This window comes from Burkholderia singularis (assembly GCF_900176645.1).
Lineage (GTDB): Bacteria > Pseudomonadota > Gammaproteobacteria > Burkholderiales > Burkholderiaceae > Burkholderia > Burkholderia singularis.
On the sequence record NZ_FXAN01000074.1, the window covers coordinates 1 to 23,179 of the forward strand.

General features: G+C 66.7%; 21 protein-coding genes. 11 read left to right on the top strand and 10 right to left on the bottom strand.

All coding sequences use genetic code 11. The features are described from left to right. The first annotated feature begins 416 nt into the window (after positions 1-416). The 5 genes from pxpB (at position 417) to BSIN_RS16650 (ending at position 5,018) form a co-directional block, all read left to right on the top strand. Positions 417-1,073 carry a 5-oxoprolinase subunit PxpB gene (gene pxpB / locus BSIN_RS16630; RefSeq protein ID WP_089341321.1) on the top strand — a complete coding sequence of 219 codons (657 nt, stop codon included), beginning with the start codon at positions 417-419 and terminating at the stop codon, positions 1,071-1,073. Beyond that, complete coding sequence (locus BSIN_RS16635) at positions 1,070-2,146, top strand: 5-oxoprolinase subunit C family protein (protein ID WP_089341322.1); 1,077 nt, start codon at positions 1,070-1,072, stop codon at positions 2,144-2,146. Before pxpB ends, BSIN_RS16635 begins: the two co-directional genes overlap by 4 nt. 56 nt (positions 2,147-2,202) lie before the next feature. Beyond that, a complete protein-coding gene (gene pxpA / locus BSIN_RS16640) occupies positions 2,203-2,949 on the top strand; it encodes a 5-oxoprolinase subunit PxpA (RefSeq protein ID WP_089341346.1) in 747 nt (248 codons plus the stop codon). A gap of 303 nt (positions 2,950-3,252) precedes the next feature. Then, on the top strand, positions 3,253-4,065 hold the full coding sequence (locus BSIN_RS16645) for a DUF969 domain-containing protein (RefSeq protein WP_256583836.1): 813 nt from the start codon (positions 3,253-3,255) through the stop codon (positions 4,063-4,065). Further along, positions 4,062-5,018, top strand: a complete 957-nt coding sequence (locus BSIN_RS16650) for a DUF979 domain-containing protein (RefSeq protein ID WP_089341323.1) — start codon at positions 4,062-4,064, stop codon at positions 5,016-5,018. Before BSIN_RS16645 ends, BSIN_RS16650 begins: the two co-directional genes overlap by 4 nt. A 201-nt stretch (positions 5,019-5,219) precedes the next feature. Here BSIN_RS16650 and BSIN_RS16655 read toward each other — a convergent pair whose 3' ends face one another. The 10 genes from BSIN_RS16655 to BSIN_RS16700 all read right to left on the bottom strand — a co-directional run bounded on the left by BSIN_RS16655 (position 5,220) and on the right by BSIN_RS16700 (position 16,680). Continuing rightward, positions 5,220-6,320, bottom strand: coding sequence for a TraB/GumN family protein (locus BSIN_RS16655; protein WP_369828192.1), 1,101 nt, complete (start codon positions 6,318-6,320; stop codon positions 5,220-5,222). A 40-nt stretch (positions 6,321-6,360) separates the two neighbouring features. Next, positions 6,361-7,377: a peptide ABC transporter ATP-binding protein gene (locus BSIN_RS16660; RefSeq protein ID WP_089341325.1), complete on the bottom strand. Its 1,017-nt coding sequence runs from the start codon at positions 7,375-7,377 to the stop codon at positions 6,361-6,363. Further along, a complete protein-coding gene (locus BSIN_RS16665; protein ID WP_089341326.1) occupies positions 7,374-8,366 on the bottom strand; it encodes an ABC transporter ATP-binding protein in 993 nt (330 codons plus the stop codon). Before BSIN_RS16665 ends, BSIN_RS16660 begins: the two co-directional genes overlap by 4 nt. Positions 8,367-8,448: 82 nt before the next feature. Beyond that, positions 8,449-9,366, bottom strand: coding sequence for an ABC transporter permease subunit (locus tag BSIN_RS16670; RefSeq protein ID WP_089341327.1), 918 nt, complete (start codon positions 9,364-9,366; stop codon positions 8,449-8,451). 97 nt (positions 9,367-9,463) lie between these two features. Continuing rightward, positions 9,464-10,474, bottom strand: a complete 1,011-nt coding sequence (locus BSIN_RS16675; protein ID WP_089341328.1) for an ABC transporter permease subunit — start codon at positions 10,472-10,474, stop codon at positions 9,464-9,466. A 112-nt stretch (positions 10,475-10,586) separates the two neighbouring features. Beyond that, positions 10,587-12,215 (bottom strand): ABC transporter substrate-binding protein, encoded by a 1,629-nt coding sequence (locus BSIN_RS16680; protein ID WP_089341329.1) that lies wholly within the window; start codon positions 12,213-12,215, stop codon positions 10,587-10,589. 160 nt (positions 12,216-12,375) lie between these two features. Next, positions 12,376-13,671 (bottom strand): MFS transporter, encoded by a 1,296-nt coding sequence (locus BSIN_RS16685; protein WP_089341330.1) that lies wholly within the window; start codon positions 13,669-13,671, stop codon positions 12,376-12,378. A gap of 187 nt (positions 13,672-13,858) precedes the next feature. Continuing rightward, entirely contained in the window at positions 13,859-14,173 is a 315-nt protein-coding gene (locus tag BSIN_RS16690; protein WP_059517348.1) for a high-potential iron-sulfur protein, read from the bottom strand. Positions 14,174-14,466: 293 nt separating this feature from the next. Further along, entirely contained in the window at positions 14,467-15,579 is a 1,113-nt protein-coding gene (locus BSIN_RS16695; protein ID WP_089341331.1) for an NAD(P)/FAD-dependent oxidoreductase, read from the bottom strand. 120 nt (positions 15,580-15,699) lie between these two features. Further along, a complete protein-coding gene (locus tag BSIN_RS16700) occupies positions 15,700-16,680 on the bottom strand; it encodes an AAA family ATPase (RefSeq protein WP_059517344.1) in 981 nt (326 codons plus the stop codon). Positions 16,681-17,022: 342 nt separating this feature from the next. Here BSIN_RS16700 and BSIN_RS16705 point away from each other — a divergent pair, with 342 nt between their 5' ends. The 6 genes from BSIN_RS16705 to bcaP all read left to right on the top strand — a co-directional run bounded on the left by BSIN_RS16705 (position 17,023) and on the right by bcaP (position 23,018). Then, positions 17,023-17,718 carry a hypothetical protein gene (locus BSIN_RS16705; protein WP_256583837.1) on the top strand — a complete coding sequence of 232 codons (696 nt, stop codon included), beginning with the start codon at positions 17,023-17,025 and terminating at the stop codon, positions 17,716-17,718. A 5-nt stretch (positions 17,719-17,723) separates the two neighbouring features. After that, on the top strand, positions 17,724-18,533 hold the full coding sequence (locus BSIN_RS16710) for an endonuclease/exonuclease/phosphatase family protein (protein WP_059517338.1): 810 nt from the start codon (positions 17,724-17,726) through the stop codon (positions 18,531-18,533). Between the two features lie 214 nt (positions 18,534-18,747). Further along, entirely contained in the window at positions 18,748-19,518 is a 771-nt protein-coding gene (locus BSIN_RS16715; RefSeq protein WP_059517954.1) for a ferredoxin--NADP reductase, read from the top strand. 412 nt (positions 19,519-19,930) lie between these two features. Beyond that, positions 19,931-20,773, top strand: a complete 843-nt coding sequence (locus tag BSIN_RS16720; RefSeq protein ID WP_089341332.1) for a sensor histidine kinase — start codon at positions 19,931-19,933, stop codon at positions 20,771-20,773. Beyond that, positions 20,770-21,426, top strand: a complete 657-nt coding sequence (gene rqpR / locus BSIN_RS16725) for a response regulator transcription factor RqpR (protein ID WP_059517334.1) — start codon at positions 20,770-20,772, stop codon at positions 21,424-21,426. The genes BSIN_RS16720 and rqpR overlap by 4 nt, the downstream gene beginning before the upstream one ends. A 188-nt stretch (positions 21,427-21,614) precedes the next feature. Next, the gene (gene bcaP, locus BSIN_RS16730) at positions 21,615-23,018 is read left to right on the top strand and encodes a branched-chain amino acid transporter BcaP (protein WP_089341333.1); all 1,404 of its coding nucleotides are present in this window, start codon (positions 21,615-21,617) and stop codon (positions 23,016-23,018) included. Positions 23,019-23,179 lie beyond the last annotated feature (161 nt).

Consider the following 23,179-nt stretch of genomic DNA (forward strand, 5'->3'; position numbering starts at 1 on the left):
TCGCCTTCGCCTTCGCCTTCGCCTTCGCCTTCGCCTTCGCCTTCGCCTTCGCCTTCGCCTTCGCCTTCGCCTTCGCCTTCGCCTTCGCCTTCGCCTTCGCCTTCGCCTTCGCCTTCGCCCGTCTCCAACGGCCTCGCGACACGCCAGCGACGCGGCGCGCGCGTGCGCCGCGTCGCGCGCCGGCGAAATGCCCGGCATGCACGGCGGCGCCTGCCGCCCGAACGGGCGGGGGAGCGTGTTATAAACATGCCCTCGAACGAGGTTCGACAAGCGTGCGCCCGGCGCCGGAAGTTCGCATGGGCATGCGCGCCGTACAATTCCGTGCCGGAATCCTCCGGTCGCCTTCGGCGGCAAGCCGTCAACATTTTGTTGGTAATCTATTCGTGACACGGCCCAATGCCGCCAGCCTCCCATCGATGATCACTCCACGCATCTACCCGCTCGGCGATACCGCCATCGTCTGCGAGACGCCGCCTCCCGCGACGCTGGAATGCCAGCGCCGCGTCTGGGCGGTCGCGCACGCGGCGACGGGCTGGCAGCACGTTGTCGACGTCGTACCCGGCATGAATAATCTGACCATCGTGTTCGATCCGCTCGCGACCACCGCCGACGCACTTACACCGCTAATGAAAGCCGCGTGGCGCGACGCCGACGGCGTTGCCGAGAGCAGCCGCGAAATCGAGATTCCGGTCGACTACGGCGGCGAATTCGGCCCCGACCTCGACGCGGTCGCCAAACACACCGGGCTTGCCGCCGACGAAATCGTGCGGCGTCATGCGGGCGGCAGCTATATCGTGTTCTTCCTCGGCTTCCAACCGGGCTTCGCCTACATGGGTGGCCTCGAAAGCGCGCTGCATACGCCGCGACGCGCGATGCCGCGCGTCGAAGTGCCCGCCGGCTCGGTGGGCATTGGCGGCGAGCAGACCGGCATCTATCCGGCCGCGGCGCCCGGCGGCTGGCAACTGATCGGCCGCACGCCGCTCACGCTGTTCGACCCGGCGCGCACGCCGCCCACGCTGCTGCAACCGGGCGATCGCGTGCGCTTCACCGTTGCGGGAGTACATACCGGATGACATCGAGCCACGCCACGGGCGGCATTGAAGTGTTGCGCGCCGGGCCGCTTTCGAGCGTCCAGGATCTCGGACGCCACGGCTACCGCCATCTCGGCGTCGCGCAGAGCGGCGCGCTCGACACGCTCGCGCTCGAAGTCGGCAATCGCCTCGTCGGCAACCGGCCCGAGGCCGCGGCGATCGAAATCACGCTCGGGCCCGCGTCGTTCCGCTTCCCGCGCGCCACGCGCATTGCGATCACCGGCACCGAATTCGGCGCGACGCTCGACGGCAAGCCGGTCTATTCATGGTGGAGCGTGCCCGTCGCGGCCGGGCAGACGCTCACGCTGCCTGCCGCGAAGCGCGGGATGCGCGGTTATCTATGCGTGATGGGCGGCATCGACGTGCTGCCGATGCTCGGTTCGCGCAGCACCGATCTGGCATCGCATTTCGGCGGACTCGGCGGGCGCGTGTTACGCGACGGCGACCGGCTGCCGACCGGCGCGCCGCCGCCGGACGCGCCCGGGTGCGTCGCGCCCGGCGCGCCCGAATTCGGCCTGAAAGCGCCCGCCTGGTGTTCGTTCGCGCGCGTCGACACGGCACGCCGCCACAAACACACGCATGCGTCGTGGGCGATGCCCGTGCGCGTGCTGCCCGGCCCGCAGTACGCGAGCTTCACGCCGGCCGCACAGCAGGCGTTCTGGAACGACGAATGGATCGTCACGCCGAGCAGCAACCGGATGGGTTACCGGCTCGCGGGCACGGCGCTCGCGCGTGACGGGTGCGACGATCTGCTGTCGCACGCGGTGCTGCCCGGCACGATCCAGGTGCCCGGCAACGGCCAGCCGATCGTGCTGATGAACGATGCGCAAACGACGGGCGGCTATCCGCGGATCGGCTCGGTGATCCGCGCGGATCTGTGGAAACTCGCGCAGGCGCGGCTGAACCTGCCGATCCGCTTTGTCCGCGTGACGGCAGACGCCGCGCGCGCGGCGCTCGACGCCGAGCGCGCGTATTTGCGCCAAATCGATGTCGCCATCGAAATGCGCGACGAGGCGCGCGAGCGTGCGCTTGCCGCACGCGGCGCAGCCGCTTGATGAGCCGGCGGCGAGAACGCACGCGCGCCGGCGCCGAACCTGGGAATGCGAACGCCATGCATATCGATTTGAACGCCGACCTCGGCGAAGGCTGCGGCTCCGACGAGGCACTCCTCGATCTCGTCACGTCGGCGAACATCGCATGCGGCTGGCACGCGGGCAGCGCGCAAGCGATGCGTGATTGCGTGCGCTGGGCGCTCGACAAGGGCGTCGCGATCGGCGCGCATCCGAGCTTTCACGATCCCGAGAACTTCGGCCGCACGGAAATGAACCTGCCCGCGTGCGAAATCTACGCGGGCGTGCTCTATCAGCTGGGCGCGCTGTCGGCGATCGCGCTGGCCGAAGGCGGACATCTTGCGCACGTGAAGCCGCATGGCGCGCTGTACAACCAGGCCGCGCGCGATCCGGCGATCGCCGACGCGGTCATCTCGGCAGTCCGCGATTTCGATCCGTCGCTCGCGGTGTTCGGGCTCGCGAAAAGCGGCTTCATTGCCGCCGCGCGACGCGTGGGGCTCGCCGCCATCGAGGAGGTATTCGCCGATCGGGGCTACCGCGCCGACGGCTCGCTCGTGCCGCGCACCGAACCCGGCGCGCTCGTCGACGACGAAGCCGAGATGCTCGCCCGCACGTTGGAGATGATTCGCGGACGACGCGTGCGTGCGGTGACGGGCGAATGGGTGCCGCTCGACGCGCAAACGGTCTGCCTGCACGGCGACGGGCCGCACGCGCTCGCATTCGCGCGCCGGATCCGTACAGCGCTCGACGCGGCCGGCATCAGCGTGCAGGCGCCCGGCGCGGCGTAGACGCAACCGCCTTTCGCGCGCGCCCACGTCCGCACGTCCGAGCGCGCTGATTGGCGCCTCCGCGATGCGCGTGCCCGCCTTTGGCCCGAGCGCGAGTTAGCGCATCGCACGCCGCATGTGGCCGCGCTGGGAAATCCCGCGCGACTTTGCCACAATACCCGTCCAGACGAGGATCTCGACGGGCTTGCACACCGCGCGTACCCACGCCGATGAAGCGCACGCTCCGGCATCCAATCCCGGTCCCCGGCTTCCCCACCGTCGCGCAAAGACGGTGCTCGACCACCCATGTCAGGAAATATGCCCATGTCGAACACCGTCAGCCTATGGCCGCTCGTCGGCGTCGCCGTGATCGTCGCCGGTTTCGCGCTGCGCTTCAATCCGATGCTGATCGTCGCGCTCGCCGCGATCGCGACGGCCGCGAGCGCACACTTCCCGCCCGCGCGGATCCTTGCCGCCATCGGCGCGGGCTTTCTGAAAACCCGCAACATCCCGCTCATCATTCTGCTGCCGCTCGCCGTGATCGGGCTGCTCGAGCGGCACGGGCTGCGCGAGCGCGCGCAAACCTGGATCGCGGGGATTCGCGCGGCCACCGCCGGACGTCTGCTCATCATCTATCTGATCGTGCGCGAGCTGAGCGCGGCCGTCGGCCTCACCGGCCTCGGCGGCCATCCGCAGATGGTGCGCCCGCTGATCGCGCCGATGGCCGAAGGCGCCGCCGAAAACCGCTTCGGCCCGCTGCCCGACGCGACCCGTCATCGGCTGCGCGCCTACGCGGCCGCGACCGACAACGTCGGCCTGTTTTTCGGCGAGGATATCTTCGTTGCGTTCGGCGCGATCGTGCTGATGGTGACGTTCCTCAAGGAGGCGGGCGTGAGCGTCGAGCCGATGCACGTCGCGTTGTGGGGCATCCCGACCGCGCTCGCCGCACTCGCGATCCACGGCTTCAGGCTCTGGCGCCTCGACCGGCAACTCGAACGCGAACTGGGCGGCCTCGCCGCCGCTCGACACGCAGACGGGCCGCCCGCGGCCGATGGCGCGCAGCACGCGGGTCAAGCCGGGCGCGGCGCGCCCGAAGCGGACGCGAAAGCCACTCCCCGCCGGGCGGATCGCGCATGACGCTCACCATCCATGCGCTCTACTGGCTCGCCGGCGCGGTGCTGCTCGCGGTCAGCGCGACGATCATCGCCGATCGCTCGCATCCGCGCCGTTTCATGGCGAGCGGCTTCTGGCTGCTGTATGCGCTCGTCTTCGTCGCCGGCGACCGGCTGCCCGTCGAATGGGTCGGCGCGATCGCCATCGTGATGGCCCTGATTGCCGGCTGCGGCGGCGTGACGGCAGGTAAAGCCGGGCTGCCGTCCGACAGCGAGCGCCGCGCCAGCGCGGCGCGCATCGGCAACCGGTTGTTCGTGCCGGCGCTCGCCATCCCGTTCGTCACCGTGGCGATCACGCTTGCGGCGAGCCATCTGCACATCGGTGGCGCACCACTCGTCGAGCCGAAAAACGTCACGCTGATCGGTTTCGGGATCGGCTGCGTGATCGCGCTCGGCATCGCGTGCCGAATCACGCGCGGCACCGTCGGCCAGTCGCTGCACGAGGCGCGGCGCCTCGTCGACGCGCTGTCGTGGGCGGCCGCGCTGCCGCAGATGCTCGGCATGCTCGGGCTCGTCTTCGCAGAGGCGGGCGTGGGCCGCGCGGTCACGCATCTGACGATCGCCTACGTGAATCTCGACTACCGGCTCATCGCGGTTGCCGTCTACTGCATCGGCATGGCGCTGTTCACGATGGTGATGGGCAACGGCTTCGCCGCGTTTCCGGTGATGACGGGCGGAATCGGCGTGCCGATTCTCGTCGGCGGATTCCACGGCGATCCGGCCGTCATGGCCGCGATCGGCATGTTCAGCGGCTACTGCGGCACGTTGATGACGCCGATGGCGGCCAACTTCAACATGGTGCCTGCCGCGCTGCTCGAGCTGCCGGACAAGAACGGCGTGATCCGCGTGCAAATTCCGACCGCGCTGGCGTTGCTCGCGACGAATATCGTGTTGCTGAATGCGTTGATGTTTCGATGAGCGAAGGCGCGTGCTACGCGCAAAGCGCGCGCTCATGATGTTGCGATGGGCTCGGGGGGCCGCATCGTCCGAATCGCCTGCCGCAACCGGCCGGAGGATCGGCGCGAACCGGCACAAATCGGTTTCCTTCACGGCATGGACCACGCCGCGGGCAGCAGCCGGCGGTACGCACCGGCACACCGTTGAGCGCGCTGCCGCCCCTCAGCCCGCGTCCACCCGATACCCCTGCGCCCTCAGCAGTTCAAGCACGCCCTTCGGCCCGCCCAGATGCAGCGCGCCGATCGCGACGAACAGCGGCCTGTTCGGCCCGGCGATCGCCGTCATCCTCGCAACGAAGCGGCGGTTGCGCTCGTAGACGATCTTGTTGTCGATCGACTCGGCAATCGGCTTCGCGCGCGCGAGCCGCTCGGTCTTCGCCACCGCCCACGCCGCGATCGCGTCTGCATCGCCGATGCGCCAGAGGCGATGCAAGGCACGCACGTCATCGGCATTTTGCGCGGGCGTCTGCACGAGATCCTGCGCCAGCATCTCGCGCTGCTGCGCGAGCGTGAGTCCGGTGAACGCGCGCATCTGCTCGGCAAGCGTCTCGAGCCCGACGACCTTGCCGCCCTTCTTGCGCAAAAAGATATTCTGCAGCTGCGCCTCGGTGCCGTATTCGGTTTGCAGCCCCGCGGACAGCGAATCGTAGGTTTCGACGACGAGCGCCGCCAGCCACGGCCGCATGTTGCGAATGCCGGCAAGCGCGGCCGCATTGCCGCGCAGCCGGCCCGCGAGCCGCTGCCATAGCGGCGCAGGCAGCAGCCTCGGCAGGCACGCGTAATTGCAGATGCCGTACTTCGACACGTCGTCCTGCGATTCGAGCAGATCGTCCGGCGACAATTCGAGCGCCAGCGTGGGCGACGCAGCGAGCGCCGCCAGAATCGGCTGACGAAACGGCTGCGTGCTCGGATAGTCGGCCGGATCGCCGACATGCAGCGTGCCGAGCAGATAGAGCGTGACCTTGCCCTTCGTCGCGACATAGAACGGCATCCGCGCGGGCTGCGTGCGCACCGAGCCGCTCGCGACGGTGCCGTTCGACGACACGGGCGGCGGCACGTGAAACCCCGGCAACGACAAGCCCGGCGACGGAATCGTCGATTGCGGCACGGGCGCTGTCGCGGCCGCGGCCGCCGCGCGCGCATCGCCGGGCGGCCACGCGATACCGCCCGTCACGCATGCGCCGACGAGCGCGGCGCCCACGAGCGCCCGCGCGCGCCAGCATCGAATCGGCAAACCGGCGGGCGGCGCTGCACGCCGGCCCATCCGGCGCGGACGGCGCACGGCACTGCGCGCCGCAACCGCTTCAGGCATGCACGTCCCCCACCTCCTCGGCGCGGTGGCACGCAACGAGCCGGCCGTCGACGTCGCGCAGCTTCGGCTCGTCAGCGCGGCAGCGCTCGACCGCATACGGGCAACGCTGATGAAACGCGCAGCCCGACGGCGGATTGAGCGGCGACGGCAATTCGCCTTGCAGCTTGATCTGGATCTTGCGATCCGCCTCGAAGATCGCGGGCGTCGCCGACATCAGCGCGCGCGTGTACGGATGGCGCGGCCGCGCATAGATCGTCTTCTTGTCGCCAAGCTCGGCGACGCTGCCGAAGTACATCACCATCACGTCGTCGGCGATATGCTCGACCACGGCGAGGTTGTGCGAGATGAACACGTAGCTCGTCTTGAACTGATCCTGCAGATCCATGAAGAGATTCAGGATCTGCGCCTGGATCGATACGTCGAGCGCGGACACCGGCTCGTCGGCGACGACGATCTGCGGCTCGAGGATCATCGCGCGCGCAATCGCGACGCGCTGGCGCTGGCCGCCCGAAAACATGTGCGGATAGCGCTTCGCGTGCTCGGGCCGCAGGCCGACCGTGCGCATGATCTGCGCGACCCGTTGCGTGCGCTCGGCCACGGTGAGCCGGGTATTGATCGCAAGCGGCTCGGCAAGCGTCTGCTCGACGGTCTTGCGCGGGTTCAGCGAAGCGAACGGATTCTGGAACACCATCTGCACACGGCGGCGCAGCTCGGCGATCGTCGCCGGGCCCGCGCCCGCCACATCGCAGCCGTCGATCGACAGATGGCCGGAACTCGGCGGCTCGATCATCGTGAGCTGCCGCGCAAGCGTGGATTTGCCGCAGCCCGATTCGCCGACGACCGCAAGCGTCTTGCCGCGCGCGAGCGTGAACGACACGCCGTTCAGCGCCTTCACGGTGCCTTGCCCGAACATCCCTTTTTTGACTGTGTAGTGCTTCGCGAGCCGATCGGCGATAAGCACGACGTCGTCGCGCACGGCAGGCTCGCGCGCGTCGAGAATGGCGTTCATTGCGCGCCTCCTTCAGTGTGGGCCGCCCGCAGATTCAGCGGCCGGATGCAGCGCGCGCGCATCGCGGCGCCGGGCGCCAGCTCGGCGAGCGCCGGATGCGCTTTCGCGCAATCGTCGGCAGCGTACTTGCAGCGCGGCGCGAACAAGCAGCCGCTTGGCCGGTCGTCGCGGCCCGGCACCATGCCGGCGAGCGCGGCCAGCCGCTTCGCCCCCGCGTTGTGCTCGGGAATGGCCGCGAGCAACGCTTCGGTGTACGGATGATGCGGATGCGCGAAGATATCCGGCACGCGGTTCGTCTCGATGATCTCGCCCGCGTACATCACCGCGACGCGCTGCGCGACTTCCGACACCACCGCGAGATCGTGCGAAATCAGCACGAGTGCCATGCCACGCTCCTTCTGCAGGGTGACGAGCAGATCCATGATCTGCGCCTGGATCGTCACGTCGAGCGCGGTTGTCGGCTCGTCGGCGATCAGCAGCTTCGGATTGCACGCGACTGCCATCGCGATCATCACGCGCTGATTCATGCCGCCCGACATCTGGTGCGGAAATGTATCGATGCGGTTCTTCGCATCGGGAATCCCGACCTGGTCGAGCAGTTCGAGCGCGCGCTTGTTCAGCGCATCGCCGCGCAGGCCCTCGTGCAGCTTCAGCACTTCCCTGATCTGATAGCCGACCGTATAGCTCGGGTTCAGGCTCGTCAGCGCATCCTGGAACACCATCGCAACGTCCTTGCCGATGATCTTGCGGCGCGCCTTCGGGCTCGCGTTCAGCAGATCGATGCCGTCGAACGTGACCTCGTCGGCGCTGACAATGCCGGGCGCGTCGATGAGGCCCATCAGCGCCATCATCGTCACGCTCTTGCCCGAGCCCGATTCGCCGACGACGCCGACCACCTCGCCGCGCGCGATCGACAAATCGACGCCGGCCACGGCCGGCAGCCCGTTGAAATTCACCGCCAGATTGCGGATCGTCAATAGATTGCTCATATCAATGCTCGCCGGCGGCTACCAAAGTGCTGACCGCCCGTTCGCCGCGCGGCGAACGACGAAAACGTGGAAATCGCTTCATTCAGGCCATCCGTTTGAGTTTGGGGTCGAGCGCATCGCGCAGCCCGTCGCCGAGCAGATTGATCGCCAGCACCGAAATCAGGATCGACAGGCCGGGCATCGTGACGATCCACCACGCGTTGTCGATATAGTCGCGCGCGGACGCGAGCATCGCGCCCCATTCGGCCGTTGGCGGCTGAACGCCGAGGCCGAGAAAGCCGAGCGCGGCCGCGTCGAGAATCGCCGACGAGAAGCCGAGCGTCGCCTGCACGATCAGCGGCGCCGTGCAGTTCGGCAGCACCTGCGAGAACATCAGCCGCAGCGTGCCCGCCCCCGCGACGCGCGACGCCGTCACATACTCCTTCTGCAGCTCGCCCAGCGCCGATGCGCGCGTGAGGCGCACGTATGCGGGCAGCGCGACGATCGCGATCGCAAACATCGTATTGGTAAGCCCCGGCCCGATGATCGCGACGACCGCCACCGCGAGCAGCAGCGACGGCAGCGCGAGCAGCACGTCCATCACGCGCATCACGGGCGTATCGGCCCATTTCTGGAAAAACGCGGCGACGAGGCCAAGCACGATGCCCGGAATCAGCGCGAGCACGACCGACACGAAGCCGATCCAGAACGACATCCGCGCGCCGTACATCAGCCGCGACAGAATATCGCGGCCGGCTTCGTCGGTGCCGAGCACGAATTGCCAGTTGCCGCCCGCAAGCCATGCGGGCGGAATCTTCACGTAGTCGCGGTATTGCTCGATTGGGCTGTGCGGTGCGATCAGCGGCGCGAACAGCGCGACGACAATGAGCACGAGCACGATGACGCCCGCGCCGACCGCGCCGCGATTGCGCGAGAAGTTCGCCCAGAATTCGCGCAGCGCGAGCGCGCGAGCGCCGACTGCGGCCGCCTGCGGCGGCATCGCGTTTTGAATATCGCTCATTACGCCTCCCGCGATGCCGCGCATGCGCGGCCGAGTGCCGCCGCCCCAGCCGGCGGCTGGGGCAACGAACGGATACGAGTAGGAAAATGCATGTCGATTACCTCGTATGGCGAATGCGCGGATTGAGCACGCCGTACAGCAAATCGACAGCCAGGTTCACGACGATCACGAGCGTCGCGATCATCAAAATCCCGCCTTGCACGACCGGGTAATCGCGCCGGCCGATCGCGTCGATCAGCCATTTGCCGACGCCCGGCCACGAGAACAACGTCTCGGTCAGCACCGCGCCCGCGAGCAGCGTGCCGATCTGTAAGCCGATCACGGTGACGACCGGAATCAGCGCGTTGCGCAGCGCGTGCACGACGACGACGCGCGCGGGCGACAAGCCCTTCGCGCGCGCGGTGCGGATGTAATCCTCGCGCAGCACCTCGAGCATCGACGAGCGGGTCATCCGCGCGATCACCGCGAGCGGAATCGTGCCGAGCACGATCGCGGGCAGGATCAGATGGCTCACCGCCGACGCGAACGCGCCTTCCTCGCCGGAAATCAGCGTGTCGATCAGCATGAAGCCTGTCGTATGAGGAATCTCGTACTCGACTGCGATGCGCCCCGACACGGGCGTCCAGCCGAGATACGCGGAAAACACCATGATGAGGATCAAGCCCCACCAGAAGATCGGCATCGAATAGCCGGCAAGCGCGGTGCCCATCACGCCGTGATCGACGAGCGTGCCGCGCCTGAGCGCCGCGAACACGCCGGCGGGCAGCCCGACGACGAGCGCGAAGACAAGTGCGCAGATCGACAGCTCGACGGTGGCGGGAAAGCGCGCCAGAAATTCGCTCATCACGCTGGTGTTGGTGATGATCGACGTGCCGAGATCGCCCTTGAGCGCACGGCCGACGTAATGCAGGTACTGGATGGGCAGCGGCTCGTCGAGCCCGAGGCGATGCATTGCCTGCGCGTGCATCGCGGGATCGACGCCGCGCTCGCCCATCATCACTTCGATGGGGTCGCCCGGTATCAGGTGAATCAGCGCGAACGCGAGCACCGTAATGCCGACGAAAGTCGGAATCACCATGCCCACGCGGCGCAGAACGAATCGGAACATGACGCTTCTCGATATTTTCTTGTGGGAAATGTGCGACCGGCGACGAGAGGCTCATGGCCCCTCGTCGCCGGTCATTATCGTGCATCGGCCTGCCGCCGGCGCGTTTTAGCCGTTATTTCACGCTCACGCCGTCAAAGCGCGCATAGCCGAGCGGATCGATGCGCATATCGACGACGTTCTTGCGCACCGGCTGATAGACGGTCGAGTTCGCGATCGACGTAAAAGGCACCTGCTGCGCGAAGATCTGCTGCGCCTGCGTGTAGATCTTCGTTCGAGCGTCTTGTCCCGACGTCACGCGGCCCTTTTGCACCAGCTCGTCGAACGGCTTGTAGCACCAGCGCGAGAAGTTGTTGCCCTTGATCGCGTCGCAGCCGAGCAGCGTGCCGAGCCAGTTGTCCGGATCGCCGTTGTCGCCCGTCCAGCCGATCAGCATCGTGTCCTGCTCGCCCGCGTGCGCGCGCTTGATGTATTCGCCCCATTCGTAGGTGACGATCTTCGCCTGCACGCCGATCTTCGCCCAGTCGGCCTGGATCATCTCGCCCATCAGCTTGCCGTTCGGGTTGTACGGGCGCTGCACGGGCATTGCCCACAGCGTGATCGAAAAACCGTTCGGGAAGCCCGCCTTCGCGAGCAGCGCCTTCGCCTTCGCCGGATCGTAGGCGGCGGTCTTCAAATTCTTGTCATACGACCACTGCGTGGGCGGCATCGGCGCCGATGCGGCCTGACCCGCGCCTTGATAGACCGACTCGAGAATCGCCTTCTTGTTGATCGCCATGTCGAGCGCCTCGCGCACTTCGAGCTTGTCGAGCGGCTTGTGCTCGACGTTGTAGGCGAGATAGCCGAGATTGAAGCCCGCCTGCGACGGCATGTCGATGTTCGGATCGCTCTTGAGCGTGGCGATGTCGGCCGGGCGCGGATAGCTCATCACCTGGCATTCGTTGCGCTTGAGCTTCTGCACGCGCACGCCGGGGTCCGGCGTAATCGAGAAGATCAGCTTCGAGATCTTCACCGTGCCCTTCTTCCAATAGTCAGGATTGCCATCGAAACGGATCGTCGCGTCCTTCGTGTAGCTGCGGAAGATGAACGGGCCCGTGCCGACCGGCTTCTGATTGATGTCGGCGGCCTTGCCGGCCTTGAGCAACTGGTCCGCATATTCAGCCGACAAAATCGACGCGAACTCCATCGCCATGTTCTGGATGAACGGCGCGTTCGGCTCCTTCAGCGTGAAGCGCACCGTGTACGGATCGACCTTGTCGATCTTCGCGATCAGCTTGTCGAGCCCCATGTCGGTGAAGTACGGGAACGACACCGGATACGCCTTCGCGAACGGCTGGCTCGAATCGAGCATGCGCTCGAACGTGAACACCACGTCGTCCGCATTGAATTCGCGCGTCGGCTTGAAGAACTCGGTCGTGTGGAACTTCACGCCGTGGCGCAGATGGAACGTATAAACCTTGCCGTCGGCGGAGATATCCCATTTCTCGGCGAGGCCGGGCTCGACCTTGGTGCCGCCGCGCTCGAACTCGACGAGGCGGTTGTAGATCGGGAACGTCGCCGCGGTGAAATCGACGCCGGTGGTGAATTGCGCGGAATCGAAGCCCGCCGGGCTGCCTTCTGAGCAGTAGACGAGCGTTTTGTTCGGGATCTGCGCGAATGCAGAGCCCGCGATGCCGAGCGATGCCGCTGCGACGCCCGCCGTGGCGGTAACACGCAGGGCGCGCAGCAGTCGTTTATGTTCCATTATTTCCTCCAGTCTCCAGTTCGGGGCCGGCTGGGCCGGCGTAGCCGGATATTACTTGAGCTTTCGTAACGGCAACAAGCTGGAGAAAAATACCGGTGCGGCGGCAAAACGCCCTCGCCGCATCGCCCGGCGCGCCGGGCGGCGCCCCGGTGCATGCGCGCTACCTGCCCTGATCGGCGCGTTTGGCGGGCACGCACGCGATTGCGACGAACGATAACGCAAGCCCCGTCATCACATAATAAGTGGGTGCAAGCGGCGTACCCGTCGCCTTGATGAGCCAGGTGACGATGAACTGCCCGAAGCCGCCGAACAGCATCACGGCGACGTTATACGCGATCGACAACCCGGTCGAGCGGGCATTGGTCGGAAACAACTCGGCGATCATCGCGCCGAACGGCCCGTAATAGCCCGCCAGCGTAATGGACAGAATCGCCTGAACGAGTACGAGCCGCGCGATGCTCGGCTGCGCGTCGAGCCAGACGAAAAGCGGATAGATCAGCACGAGCGTAAGCCCGAGCGCCCACAGCGACAAGCCCTTGCGCCCGATCCGATCGGACCACGCGCCCGCGAGCGGCGAGAGCACCGTCAACAGCAGGTTGCCGGCGATCACCGCATAGAAAGACTGCGCGTATGGCAGCTTCAGTTGCTTCACCGCAAACGTCGGCAGATAGCTGATCAGCACGTAGATCGTCACCGTGAGCGCGATCACCGAGCCAAGCCCGCACGCGAGCGCGCGCCCGTGGCGCACGAACACTTCGCGCAGCGTCACGCGCGGCGCGCGATCGCGCGCGTGCACGAACGCCTCCGAATCGACCAGATGCCGGCGCAGATAAAACCCGATCGGCCCGATCAGCAGCCCGAGCAGAAACGGCACGCGCCAGCCCCATGCGTGCAGCGCATCGGCCGACAGCCCGCGCGTCACCGCCGCGCCGGCGAGCGCGCCGACGAGCAGCGCCGCAGCCTGGCTCGACATTTGCCAGCCGCCGTAGAAGCCGCGCTGCGACAGCGGCGCCGCCTCGATCAGCAACGCGGTCGCGCTGCCGAATTCGCCTCCGGCGGAAAATCCTTGCAACAGACGCCCAAGCACGATCAGCAACGGCCCGCCGACGCCGATCGCTGCATAAGTCGGCGCGAACGCGAGCAGGAAGATACCCGCCGTCATCAGCAGGATCACGAGCGACAGCGCCGCCTTGCGCCCCGCGCGATCCGCGTAGAGCCCGAGCACAATGCCGCCGATCGGCCGCATGAAGAACGCGACGCCGAACGTCGCGGTCGTGAGCAGCAACGCCGAATATTCGTTCGACGTCGGAAAGAACAGCTCGGCGATCACGACCGCCATGAAGCTGAACACGGTGAAGTCGTACCATTCGAGCGCGTTGCCGATCACGGCCGCCGCCACCGCACGCCGACTCAACGCGCGCCCTGCCGATTTCGTCGAAGCCGCAACCGTTGCCATTCCGCCCCTCGTTGTCGTCGTGCGCCGGACCAACGCGCGCCTGCGATGCATGCCGCCGTCAGCGAGTGTAGAAAGCGGCGGAACCGATTTCAAGCGATAAAAAAACGCCCGGTGTCGACGGACAACGGGCGTTTGCACGGCCGAAAGGCGCCGCCGCGGGGTTGCCGCGCGCCGCGACGCGCGATCGTCAAGCCATCTTGGTGAACGCGCTGCACCAGCCCTTCGCCGAGACCTGCTTGCCGGGGAACGCGCCGCACGGCCCTGACGCCGAGCCTTTCTTGCCCTGATACAGCATGCAGCCCGAGCATGTCTCGCCGGCCGCGTATTTCGGGTACTTCGCCTTGTCGACCTTGGTCGCATCGGACTTGTAGCCGAGTGCGCCGGCGGTCGGATCGGTTTCGGCCAGCATCGGCAGATCGGCGGCGAACGCTTCGCGCGTCAACGCGAGTGCCGACAGCGCGCCGACACTCGTCATCAGGAAAACCCTGCGAGACGTCTTCATGGGAATTCGCTCCAACTATATATATTGTGGGGTTGTCGCTTCCGGAGGCTGCTCACGCCAATCGCGGGCTGCGCGCCCGCCGCCTCGACGTTTCAAAGCCGCGGCAACGCGCGCGGCGGCCCTCTATGCGGCCAGACGCGCTCGCCTGCCCGCTCGTGTTTAGCGTGAACGGACCCTCGTCAGCACAAGTAAGCATACGCTTCATGCGCGTGGCTGTGGCGCGAGTGATGCCGGAGATAAAGGATTCGCCAACAGCCGGCGCCCACGCGCCGCACCGGCCGCGCGCGCCGCGCTCAAGCGCGCGCGATCATCTCGCCGACGCGCTGCGCGATCGCGAGCGACGCCGTCAGCCCCGGCGATTCGATGCCGAACAGGTTCACGAGCCCGCGCACGCCATGCTGCGCAGCGCCCTGGATCACGAAATCGGCGGCCGGCTCGCCGGGCCCCGCCACCTTCGAGCGCACGCCCGCGTATGCCGGTTGCAGCGCGCCGTCGGGCAGGCCGGGCCAGTAAGTGCGGATTGCCGCGTAGAACGCGTCGGCGCGGCGCGGATCGACGTCGTAGCGCAACGTATCGATCCATTCGACGTCGGGCCCGAAACGCGCGTGCCCCGCCAGGTCGAGCGTCAGGTGCACGCCGAGCCCGGCCCGGTCCGGCACCGGGTAGACGAGATGATTGAACGGCGCGCGCCCCGACAGACTGAAATAATTGCCGCGCGCCAAATAAAGCGGCGGCACCCAGCGCGGATCGAGCCCGCCGATGCGCCGCGCGAGCCCTTGCGCGCCGAGCCCCGCGCTGTTGATCACACACGCGGCGTCGATCTCGGCGGGCGCGCTTGCGCCGACGCGCACCACGAAGCGCCCGCCCGCCGCGTCGACCGATTCGACCGGCGAGCGCAGCACGCATACGGCGCCGCCGCGCTCGGCATCGCCCAGCAGCGCAAGCATCAGTTGATGGCTGTCGACAATGCCCGTGCCCGGCGAGAACAGCGCCTCGACGCATTCGAGCGCGGGCTCCAGCGCCTGCACTTCGTCGCGCGACAGCGTCAGCAGATCGAGCACGCCGTTTTCCTCGGCGCGCGCGGCAATCGCCTTCAACTGCTTGGCCTGTCCCGCCGATGTCGCGACGATCAGCTTTCCGCAACGCTTATGAGGAATGTTGTGGGTTTCGCAAAAATCGTACAGCAGATCGCGCCCATGCACGCACAGCGACGCCTTCAACGAACCGCGCGGATAGTAGATTCCCGCGTGTATGACTTCGCTGTTGCGCGCGCTCATTCCAGTGCCGATCGCATCGGCCGCCTCGACGATCAGCGTCTCGCGCCCGCGCGCGGCCAACTCGCGCGCGATCGCGAGACCCACCACCCCCGCGCCGATCACCACACAATCTATCCGCTCCATCGTCATTCGCGTCGCTCACGCGCTTGAAAGCAGGATTTTCGATTGTACGTCGCGCCCGCGATGGATGCGCGACGCGCGACGCGCCATACCGGGCGCCAGCGCAAGCACGCCCGCCGGCGCGCCGCGCTAAAACCCGATCGGCCGGCGCCGCCCCGCGCTTTCGTCGACGTCGATGTCGCACGGCGCGATGGTGTCGCGCCCATCGAGCCGCGCCGCGCCGAACGCGTGCAGCAGCGTGCGGCGCATCGTGCGCGGCGGCATCGCGGCGAGCACGTCGAGCGCATCGTCGCCGAGCGTCTCGGGAAAACGCCGCCCCCACGCGTGCGCATTACGGATCTCCATGTAAATGGTCTGCGCGATCCGGCGCGCGCCTGCCGGATCGGGCGGCTCGATCTCGTAGACGTTCATCCGGTTCAGCAGCGGCTCGGGAATCGCATGCGCATCGTTCGCGGTCGCGATCCAGATCACGTTGCCCGCGTCGATCGGCACCTCGGCGAACTCGTCGACGAACGCGCGCGCGGTGTCGTGCTCGAGCAGCGCGTAAAGCGCGCCGAGCGGATCGTATTGCGCGTCGCTGCCCGCCTTGTCGATTTCGTCGATCGCGATCACCGGGTTCGCATAGCAGCCGTTGACGAGCGCATCGAACACCTTGCCCGGTTTCGCGTTTTTCCACTGCGACGAAGCGCCCGACAAAACCCAGCCCGCCGTCAGCGAACTCATCGGCACGTAGTGGTAAGCGGTCCCGAGCATTTTCGCGAGCGCCTTCGCGAAATGCGTTTTGCCGATGCCCGGCGCGCCGAGCAGCAGAATCGGCATCAATTCGAGGCGGTCGTCGGTTTCCAAACAGAGCGCAACCTGCTTGCGCACGTCGTCGAGCGGTTCGGCGAAATTCGGCAGCGCCTCGGCAAGCGAATCGAACGCGGGCATCCGCGTCGGCTTCACGCAAAAACGCAAATTCCCCGATTTCAGCATTTTCTCGTAGGTCGCGCGCAATGCGTCGCTCGCGCCTTCGTTCAAGTCGTTCAACGCCGTCTCGACGCGCTCCATATCGTAGACCGTGCTGAACGACGCCACCGCCAGTTCCTGTTTCACCATCGCCGTCGTCATTGCCCACCTCGTCTTGCTTACCGCCATGCGGCCCTTAACCTTTACGACTTCAGTGTATCCAGCCGAAGAACACACGCAAGCGAGCAGCCGCTGCGGGGTGCTGCTAACATGCAAGCGCCGCGCGGCACGCGTATCATCGTCAGTTCACGCCGATATCGTGCCGCACATCCCGTCCCGTGCGTTCGCGGTGCGTCCATTCGTTGGTTTGCCGCGCACGCGCGCCTGGAACGCCGCGCGGGGCACTCAATCCCGTTAAAGCTGCCGATCGCGGCGGCGCGGAAAAAAGATGAACCGCGCCCGAACCCGCACGGTCTGAAGTTGGTTCATTCGTTTAGACGCAAGATGCCTGCCTGCCTCGCCCTCGCCAGAAAATTGCTGCTCAACGCCGGCGCGGCGGCCGCGCTCGTCGGCGCGGCCGGTGGCGCGTATGCGCAGAGCGCTTCACAGCCGGATTCATCGCCCACGTCTCAGCCCGGCTCGCAGCCCGTCGTCGATTGGGAGATTCAAGTCGTGCGCGACGGTCAAACGGTCGACACGTTCAAGCAGAAAACCACGGTCGGCCAAGCGCGCTCGGATACGCACCGCTTTGCCGCTGCATCCGGCGGCGATTGCGGCACGGCGGGCACGGCAGCGGACACGGCGCGCGCACGGGGAACATCGGACGGGGCGGCGGCACCGGGCGCATCCGCCAGCCTGTCGAATGCAGCGAGCGCCGATGCGGCATCCGCATCGGCGCCGGCCGCAACCGAGGACACATCGTCCGCCCGCCCCGCCGCCGTGCCTTCACGAACGATCACGGTCGCGCCGCTCTACGTCGAAAACGATGCGGTCTCGCTCGCGATCGACGTGCAGGAAACGTTCCCCGACAGCGACGCCGCGCGCACGGCGAGCAGCGCGCCGTGCTCCGCTTCGCCGCGACGCATTGTCGCGAGCCATCCGGGCCTGAACGCGCGCGCCGCCCAGTGGACCGACTGGACGCTCGCCGAGCGCGATCCGCGACTCGTCTACCGCGTGCGCGCCCGCGTCGTCGAGAATTGACCGATATGCACGTGCCCGAACCGCTCGCGCTCGCCGAACCGCGGCCTGTCGCCAACGAAATCACCGCGGTAAGCTGGAACCTGCACAAGGGCCGCTCGCCGCTCGGCTTCACCGCATGGCATGCGATGCGCAGTTGGGTGCAGGCAACGCACGCCGACGTCTATTTCCTGCAGGAAGCGATGGCGCGGCGCATGCCGCGGCCCGTGCTCGCGCCGGGCTTCGGCGCGCAGATGGAGGAGCCGGTCGACGATGTCTGGCATTGCCAGGCCACCGAGATCGCGCGCTCGCTCGACTGGCAGATCGCGCTCGGACTGAACGTTTTCAAACCGTCGTGGCGGCACGGCAACGCGATCCTGTCGCCGCATCCGCTCGATCTCGGCGGCCGCTGGGACATCTCCGCGCACCGTTTCGAGCGCCGCGGCCTGCTCGTCGCGCGCGCGACGCTGGTGGGCGCGGCAGAGCCCGTCACGCTGATGTGCGCGCACCTCGCGCTCACGCGCGCCGCACGCCTGCGGCAGATGAACTGGATCGCGCATTGGATCGAGCGCAACGCGAACACGGGGCCGCTCGTCCTCGCGGGCGACTTCAACGACTGGCGCAACGATTCGATCCCCCTTTTCAACGAGATCGGCTTATCCGAAGTCGCGACGCTGCTCGGCGAATCGGGACGCACGTTCCCCGCATTCTCGCCCGCGCTCGCGCTCGACAAGATGTTCGTGCGCGGGCTCACGCCGCTCGAATGGCGCGCGCCGGCCGACGAGGCGGCGTGGCTGTCCGACCATCTGCCGTATGTTGCGCGGCTGCGCTTCGACTAGGCGCGCCGCTCCCCGGCGCGCGCGGGCGCGGCCGCGCGCGCCCAAAGCCTTGACGCCGTCCCGGCAATCGGACCCGCGATTCGCGCAAGCAAGGTAAAATAGCCGGTCTTCCAATCGTCAGTTATATCGAGTAGGCGCGCGCTTCGCGCCCGCCTGTCGGCCGCGGTCTGCGGATCACGCGCCGGTGCTCTCGTTTTTCGCCGTTTTCGAATCCATGAGCAAATACGACATCGCTACCGTCCTGTCCGTCCATCACTGGACCGATACGCTGTTCAGCTTCACCTGCACCCGCGATCAAGGGCTGCGGTTCAACAACGGCGAATTCACGATGGTCGGCCTCGAAGTCGACGGCAAGCCGCTCGCGCGCGCGTACAGCATCGTCAGCCCGAACTACGAGGAGCATCTCGAGTTCTTCAGCATCAAGGTGCAGAACGGCCCGCTCACGTCGCGCCTGCAGCACCTGAAGGTAGGCGACAGCGTGCTGATCGGCAAAAAGCCGACCGGCACGCTCGTCGCCGACAACCTGCTGCCCGGCAAGACGCTGTGGCTGCTGTCAACGGGCACGGGCCTCGCGCCGTTCATGTCGATCATTCGCGATCCGGATATCTACGAGCGCTTCGACAAGGTGATTCTCACGCACACCTGCCGGCTGAAAGGCGAGCTCGCTTACATGGACTTCATCAAGCACGATCTGCCGGGCCACGAATACCTCGGCGACGTGATCAAGGAGAAGCTCGTTTACTACCCGACCGTCACGCGCGAGGAATTCGAGAACGAAGGCCGGATCACCGATCTGATCGCGACGGGCAAACTGTTCTCCGATCTGGGTGTCGCACCGTTCTCGCCCGAGCATGACCGCGTGATGCTGTGCGGCAGCACCGCCATGCTGCGCGACACGACCGAGCTGCTGAAGCAAGCGGGCCTGGTCGAGGGCAAGAACAGCGCCCCTGGCCATTACGTGATCGAACGCGCGTTCGTCGACTGATCTTTTTTTCGACCCACGTCAAGAACCGGAGCCTCAGTCTCCGGTTTTTTTATGTCAGCTCTTGGCAACATAGTTACAAAACGTCATATTTGCATCTCAAAATAGTTACAAGTTTGCGCGTCGTTTCAGGAAACCGCTTGTCGGTATTATTCCTACACCGGAAATGCCGGCGAGTCACGTTATCCGACTGGAAACGTCCGTCTGGCATGACCGAAGCGGTAATTTTGAGATATCATGCGCGGCGCGTGAAAACGGTCCCATGCACTGTTACAGTGCCAGACCAAATGTTACTAGTTGTAAATAATATTTCAGGGCGCATCGCTGATTCGATCCGGTAAGGCCGCGCCGGTTGACTGGGTCGGCAGCCGTCCCATTGTGTGTCTGATTAGCTTTCTGACCGAAAGGGAGAGTCATGGATACGCCGTCTCTTGCGCCATCCCAGGCCCACGCCGCCGCGCCGTCGATCGATGCGTCGGCCGATGCCGCCTTTCCCTTCGTTTCCCGTCCCGCCAAGCATCACGCCGTGCCGGTTGCGCGCCGCCGCGCGAGCGCGCGCGGCGCCCGCACGCATGCCGAACGCGCGGCCGCGGAGCACGCCGCCGACGACGAATCCATGCGCCGCCACTTCGCCGGCGAACTGCACGACGGGCTTGGCGCCGAACTCACCGCCGCGCGCTTCGCGCTCGCAAACGTCGAGACCTGGCTGCCCGCCGATTCGCCTGACGCGTGCCGCCGCGCGCTCGCGCTCGCGCAGCAGGCGCTCGATGCAGCAACGGCGACGAACCGCCGCCTGATCGACACGCTGCGCACGCCAGTACTCGATCTCGGGCTTGCCCGCACGCTCGCCGCATGGATCGGCGCGCACGGCGAGCGCACCGGCTTGCGCACCCGCTTCGTCTGCGCCGCCGACGCGCGCATCGCGCGATTGAGCGCCGACGGCGCGCTCACCGTCTTTCGCGTCGCGCAGGAAGCGCTCGCAAACGTTGCAAAGCACGCGCGCGCCTCGGCGGTCGACGTGCGCATCGACGCCGACGCCACGCATCTGAGCCTCACCGTCGCCGACGACGGCACGGGCATCCCGCTCGCATGCCGGCCCGGCTACGGAATCGGCAGCATGCGCGCGCGCTGCGAAGCGGCGGGCGGCACGCTCACGCTCGGCGTACCGAACACCGGCGGCACCGCGCTGCGCGCGCGCTTCGCGTGGGCGGCACTCGTTGCCGCGCCGGCCGAAAGTCCGTGGCAGGAGGCACGATGAGTCTGAACATTCTGCTCATCGACGATCACGCGATCGTCCGCCAGGGCGTGCGCCAGCTGCTGATCGACCGCGGCATCGCGCGCGACGTGGTCGAGGCGGAAAACGGCGCCGACGCGCTCGCCGCAGTCGAGAAGACCGGCTTCGACGTGATCCTCCTCGATATCTCGCTGCCCGATATCAATGGACTCGAGGTGCTCAAGCGCCTCAAGCGCAAGCTGCCGCGCACGCCAGTGCTGATGTTTTCGATGTACCGCGAGGATCAGTATGCGGTGCGCGCGCTGAAGGCAGGCGCGGCGGGCTATCTGTCGAAGACGGCCAATGCGTCGCAGATGGTGTCGGCGATCGGCCAGGTCGCGTCGGGCCGCAAATACGTGAGCCCGGCGATGGCCGAGGCGCTTGCCGAATATGTGTCATTCGAGAACGAGCCGCTGCCGCACGAAAAGCTGTCCGACCGCGAGTATCAGACGCTTTGCATGATCGCATCGGGCAAGCGCCTGACCGATATCGCGCATACGCTGTCGCTATCGGTGAAGACGGTCAGCGTGTACCGCACCCGGCTGCTGGAAAAGATGAAGCTGTCGAACAACGCGGAGCTGACGTTCTACGTGATGAGCAACCGGCTCGTCGACATGAATCCCGCGATCGGCGCATAGCGCGCGCCCGCCGCGCACCACGTCGCGCGCACCGCCATGCGCAACCGGTTGTTTTCATTGAGCGATTCATTTTCTTCCCGCAACGCGCACGCGTAACGCGATGCATCGGCAGACGCGCCGTATCCGTTAAGATAGCGGGTTTTCCACTCGTCCGGTGCCCCCGCGCGCCGCAGGCACTTTTTCCCGTAATGTCCCTCTTTCGCAAGAAAAACGTCGACCGGATGATTGCCGGCGCACAGGCAGCCGGCCTGAAAAAAGCCCTCGGCGCAGTCGACCTCACCTTCCTCGGCATCGGCGCGATCATCGGCACCGGCATTTTCGTGCTGACCGGCACGGGCGCCGTGCAGGCCGGCCCCGCACTGATGCTGTCGTTCGTGATCGCGGCGATCGCGTGCGGGCTGTCCGCGCTGTCCTATGCCGAATTCTCGTCGACGATCCCCGTCGCCGGCTCGATCTATACCTATTCGTATGCCACCCTCGGCGAACTCGCCGCGTGGATCATCGGCTGGGATCTGATGCTCGAATACGGGCTTGCCGCGTCCGCGGTGTCGGTGGGCTGGTCCGGCTATCTGCAGTCGCTGCTGCAAGGCTTCGGCCTCTCGCTGCCGACCGCGCTCACCGCCGCGCCGGGCGCGCTGCCGGGCGTCGTCACGTGGTTCAACCTGCCCGCGTTCGCCGTGATGCTCGTCATCACGACGCTGTTGTCGATCGGCATTCGTGAATCGACGCGCGTGAACAACCTGATGGTGTTCGTCAAGGTCGCGGTCGTGCTGCTCGTGATCGTGGTGGGCGCGTTCCATGTGACGCCCGCGAACTGGAAGCCGTTCATGCCGCACGGTCTGTCGGGCGTATTCGGCGCGGCAGCGGTGATGTTCTTCGCGTTCATCGGCTTCGACGCGGTGTCGTCGGCGGCCGAGGAAGTCAAGAATCCGAAGCGCGATCTGCCGATCGGCATCATCGCATCGCTCGCCGTGTGCGCGTTCCTGTACGTATCGGTCGCGGCGATCGCAACGGGCATCGTGCCGTGGTCGAACTACGCGAACGTCTCGCATCCGATCTCCTACGCGCTGCAGGTGGCGGGCCAGAAATGGGTTGCGGGCTTCATCGATCTTGGCGCGGTGGTCGGGATGCTGACCGTCATTCTCGTGATGAGCTACGGCCAGACGCGGATCGTCTATGCGATGTCGCGCGACGGCTTGCTGCCCGGCGCGTTGTCGCGCGTGCATCCGCGCTTCGCGACGCCGTTTCTCACAACCTGGCTCGTCGGCCTGTTCTTCGGCCTGATCGCCGCGCTGATCCCGCTCAACGTGCTCGCCGAATTGATCAACATCGGCACGCTCGCTGCGTTCTCGATGGTATCGGTCGCGGTGCTCGTGCTGCGCCGCACGCACCCGCACCTGCCGCGCGCGTTCCGCTGCCCGGGCGTGCCCGTCGTGCCGCTGCTCGGCGTGGCCGCGTGCCTGTTCCTGATGCTCAATCTGCAACCGACGACGTGGATTGCATTCGTCGTGTGGCTCGTGATCGGTCTGGCGGTGTACTTCGCGTACTCGCGCCGCCATTCGAAGCTCGGGCAAGGCGTGCAGACGGACTGAAACGTCAGCGCCCGCCGCCGCTTCGCGATGCCTCCGCGCAGCGGCCCCGCCGCTTCCGGCGATCGCCGGCAAACCCCTCGTTTTTCGAAACGAGGGGTTTGTTTTTTGGCATGCGCGCCGGCATCTGCACGCTTTTTCCGGACGCGCCATAATCGCGCCAT

What these genes read in the sequence shown, in the direction of transcription:
- rqpR (WP_059517334.1), top strand. Translation starts at nt 20,770, where the DNA reads ATGAGTCTGAACATTCTGCTCATCGACGATCACGCGATCGTCCGCCAG.
- pxpA (WP_089341346.1), top strand. Translation starts at nt 2,203, where the DNA reads ATGCATATCGATTTGAACGCCGACCTCGGCGAAGGCTGCGGCTCCGAC.
- BSIN_RS16665 (WP_089341326.1), bottom strand. Translation starts at nt 8,366, where the DNA reads ATGAGCAATCTATTGACGATCCGCAATCTGGCGGTGAATTTCAACGGG.
- BSIN_RS16705 (WP_256583837.1), top strand. Translation starts at nt 17,023, where the DNA reads ATGCCTGCCTGCCTCGCCCTCGCCAGAAAATTGCTGCTCAACGCCGGC.
- BSIN_RS16690 (WP_059517348.1), bottom strand. Translation starts at nt 14,173, where the DNA reads ATGAAGACGTCTCGCAGGGTTTTCCTGATGACGAGTGTCGGCGCGCTG.
- bcaP (WP_089341333.1), top strand. Translation starts at nt 21,615, where the DNA reads ATGTCCCTCTTTCGCAAGAAAAACGTCGACCGGATGATTGCCGGCGCA.
- BSIN_RS16720 (WP_089341332.1), top strand. Translation starts at nt 19,931, where the DNA reads ATGGATACGCCGTCTCTTGCGCCATCCCAGGCCCACGCCGCCGCGCCG.
- BSIN_RS16680 (WP_089341329.1), bottom strand. Translation starts at nt 12,215, where the DNA reads ATGGAACATAAACGACTGCTGCGCGCCCTGCGTGTTACCGCCACGGCG.
- BSIN_RS16660 (WP_089341325.1), bottom strand. Translation starts at nt 7,377, where the DNA reads ATGAACGCCATTCTCGACGCGCGCGAGCCTGCCGTGCGCGACGACGTC.
- BSIN_RS16645 (WP_256583836.1), top strand. Translation starts at nt 3,253, where the DNA reads ATGTCGAACACCGTCAGCCTATGGCCGCTCGTCGGCGTCGCCGTGATC.
- pxpB (WP_089341321.1), top strand. Translation starts at nt 417, where the DNA reads ATGATCACTCCACGCATCTACCCGCTCGGCGATACCGCCATCGTCTGC.
- BSIN_RS16695 (WP_089341331.1), bottom strand. Translation starts at nt 15,579, where the DNA reads ATGACGATGGAGCGGATAGATTGTGTGGTGATCGGCGCGGGGGTGGTG.
- BSIN_RS16685 (WP_089341330.1), bottom strand. Translation starts at nt 13,671, where the DNA reads ATGGCAACGGTTGCGGCTTCGACGAAATCGGCAGGGCGCGCGTTGAGT.
- BSIN_RS16650 (WP_089341323.1), top strand. Translation starts at nt 4,062, where the DNA reads ATGACGCTCACCATCCATGCGCTCTACTGGCTCGCCGGCGCGGTGCTG.
- BSIN_RS16715 (WP_059517954.1), top strand. Translation starts at nt 18,748, where the DNA reads ATGAGCAAATACGACATCGCTACCGTCCTGTCCGTCCATCACTGGACC.
- BSIN_RS16675 (WP_089341328.1), bottom strand. Translation starts at nt 10,474, where the DNA reads ATGTTCCGATTCGTTCTGCGCCGCGTGGGCATGGTGATTCCGACTTTC.
- BSIN_RS16700 (WP_059517344.1), bottom strand. Translation starts at nt 16,680, where the DNA reads ATGACGACGGCGATGGTGAAACAGGAACTGGCGGTGGCGTCGTTCAGC.
- BSIN_RS16655 (WP_369828192.1), bottom strand. Translation starts at nt 6,320, where the DNA reads ATGGGCCGGCGTGCAGCGCCGCCCGCCGGTTTGCCGATTCGATGCTGG.
- BSIN_RS16670 (WP_089341327.1), bottom strand. Translation starts at nt 9,366, where the DNA reads ATGAGCGATATTCAAAACGCGATGCCGCCGCAGGCGGCCGCAGTCGGC.
- BSIN_RS16710 (WP_059517338.1), top strand. Translation starts at nt 17,724, where the DNA reads ATGCACGTGCCCGAACCGCTCGCGCTCGCCGAACCGCGGCCTGTCGCC.
- BSIN_RS16635 (WP_089341322.1), top strand. Translation starts at nt 1,070, where the DNA reads ATGACATCGAGCCACGCCACGGGCGGCATTGAAGTGTTGCGCGCCGGG.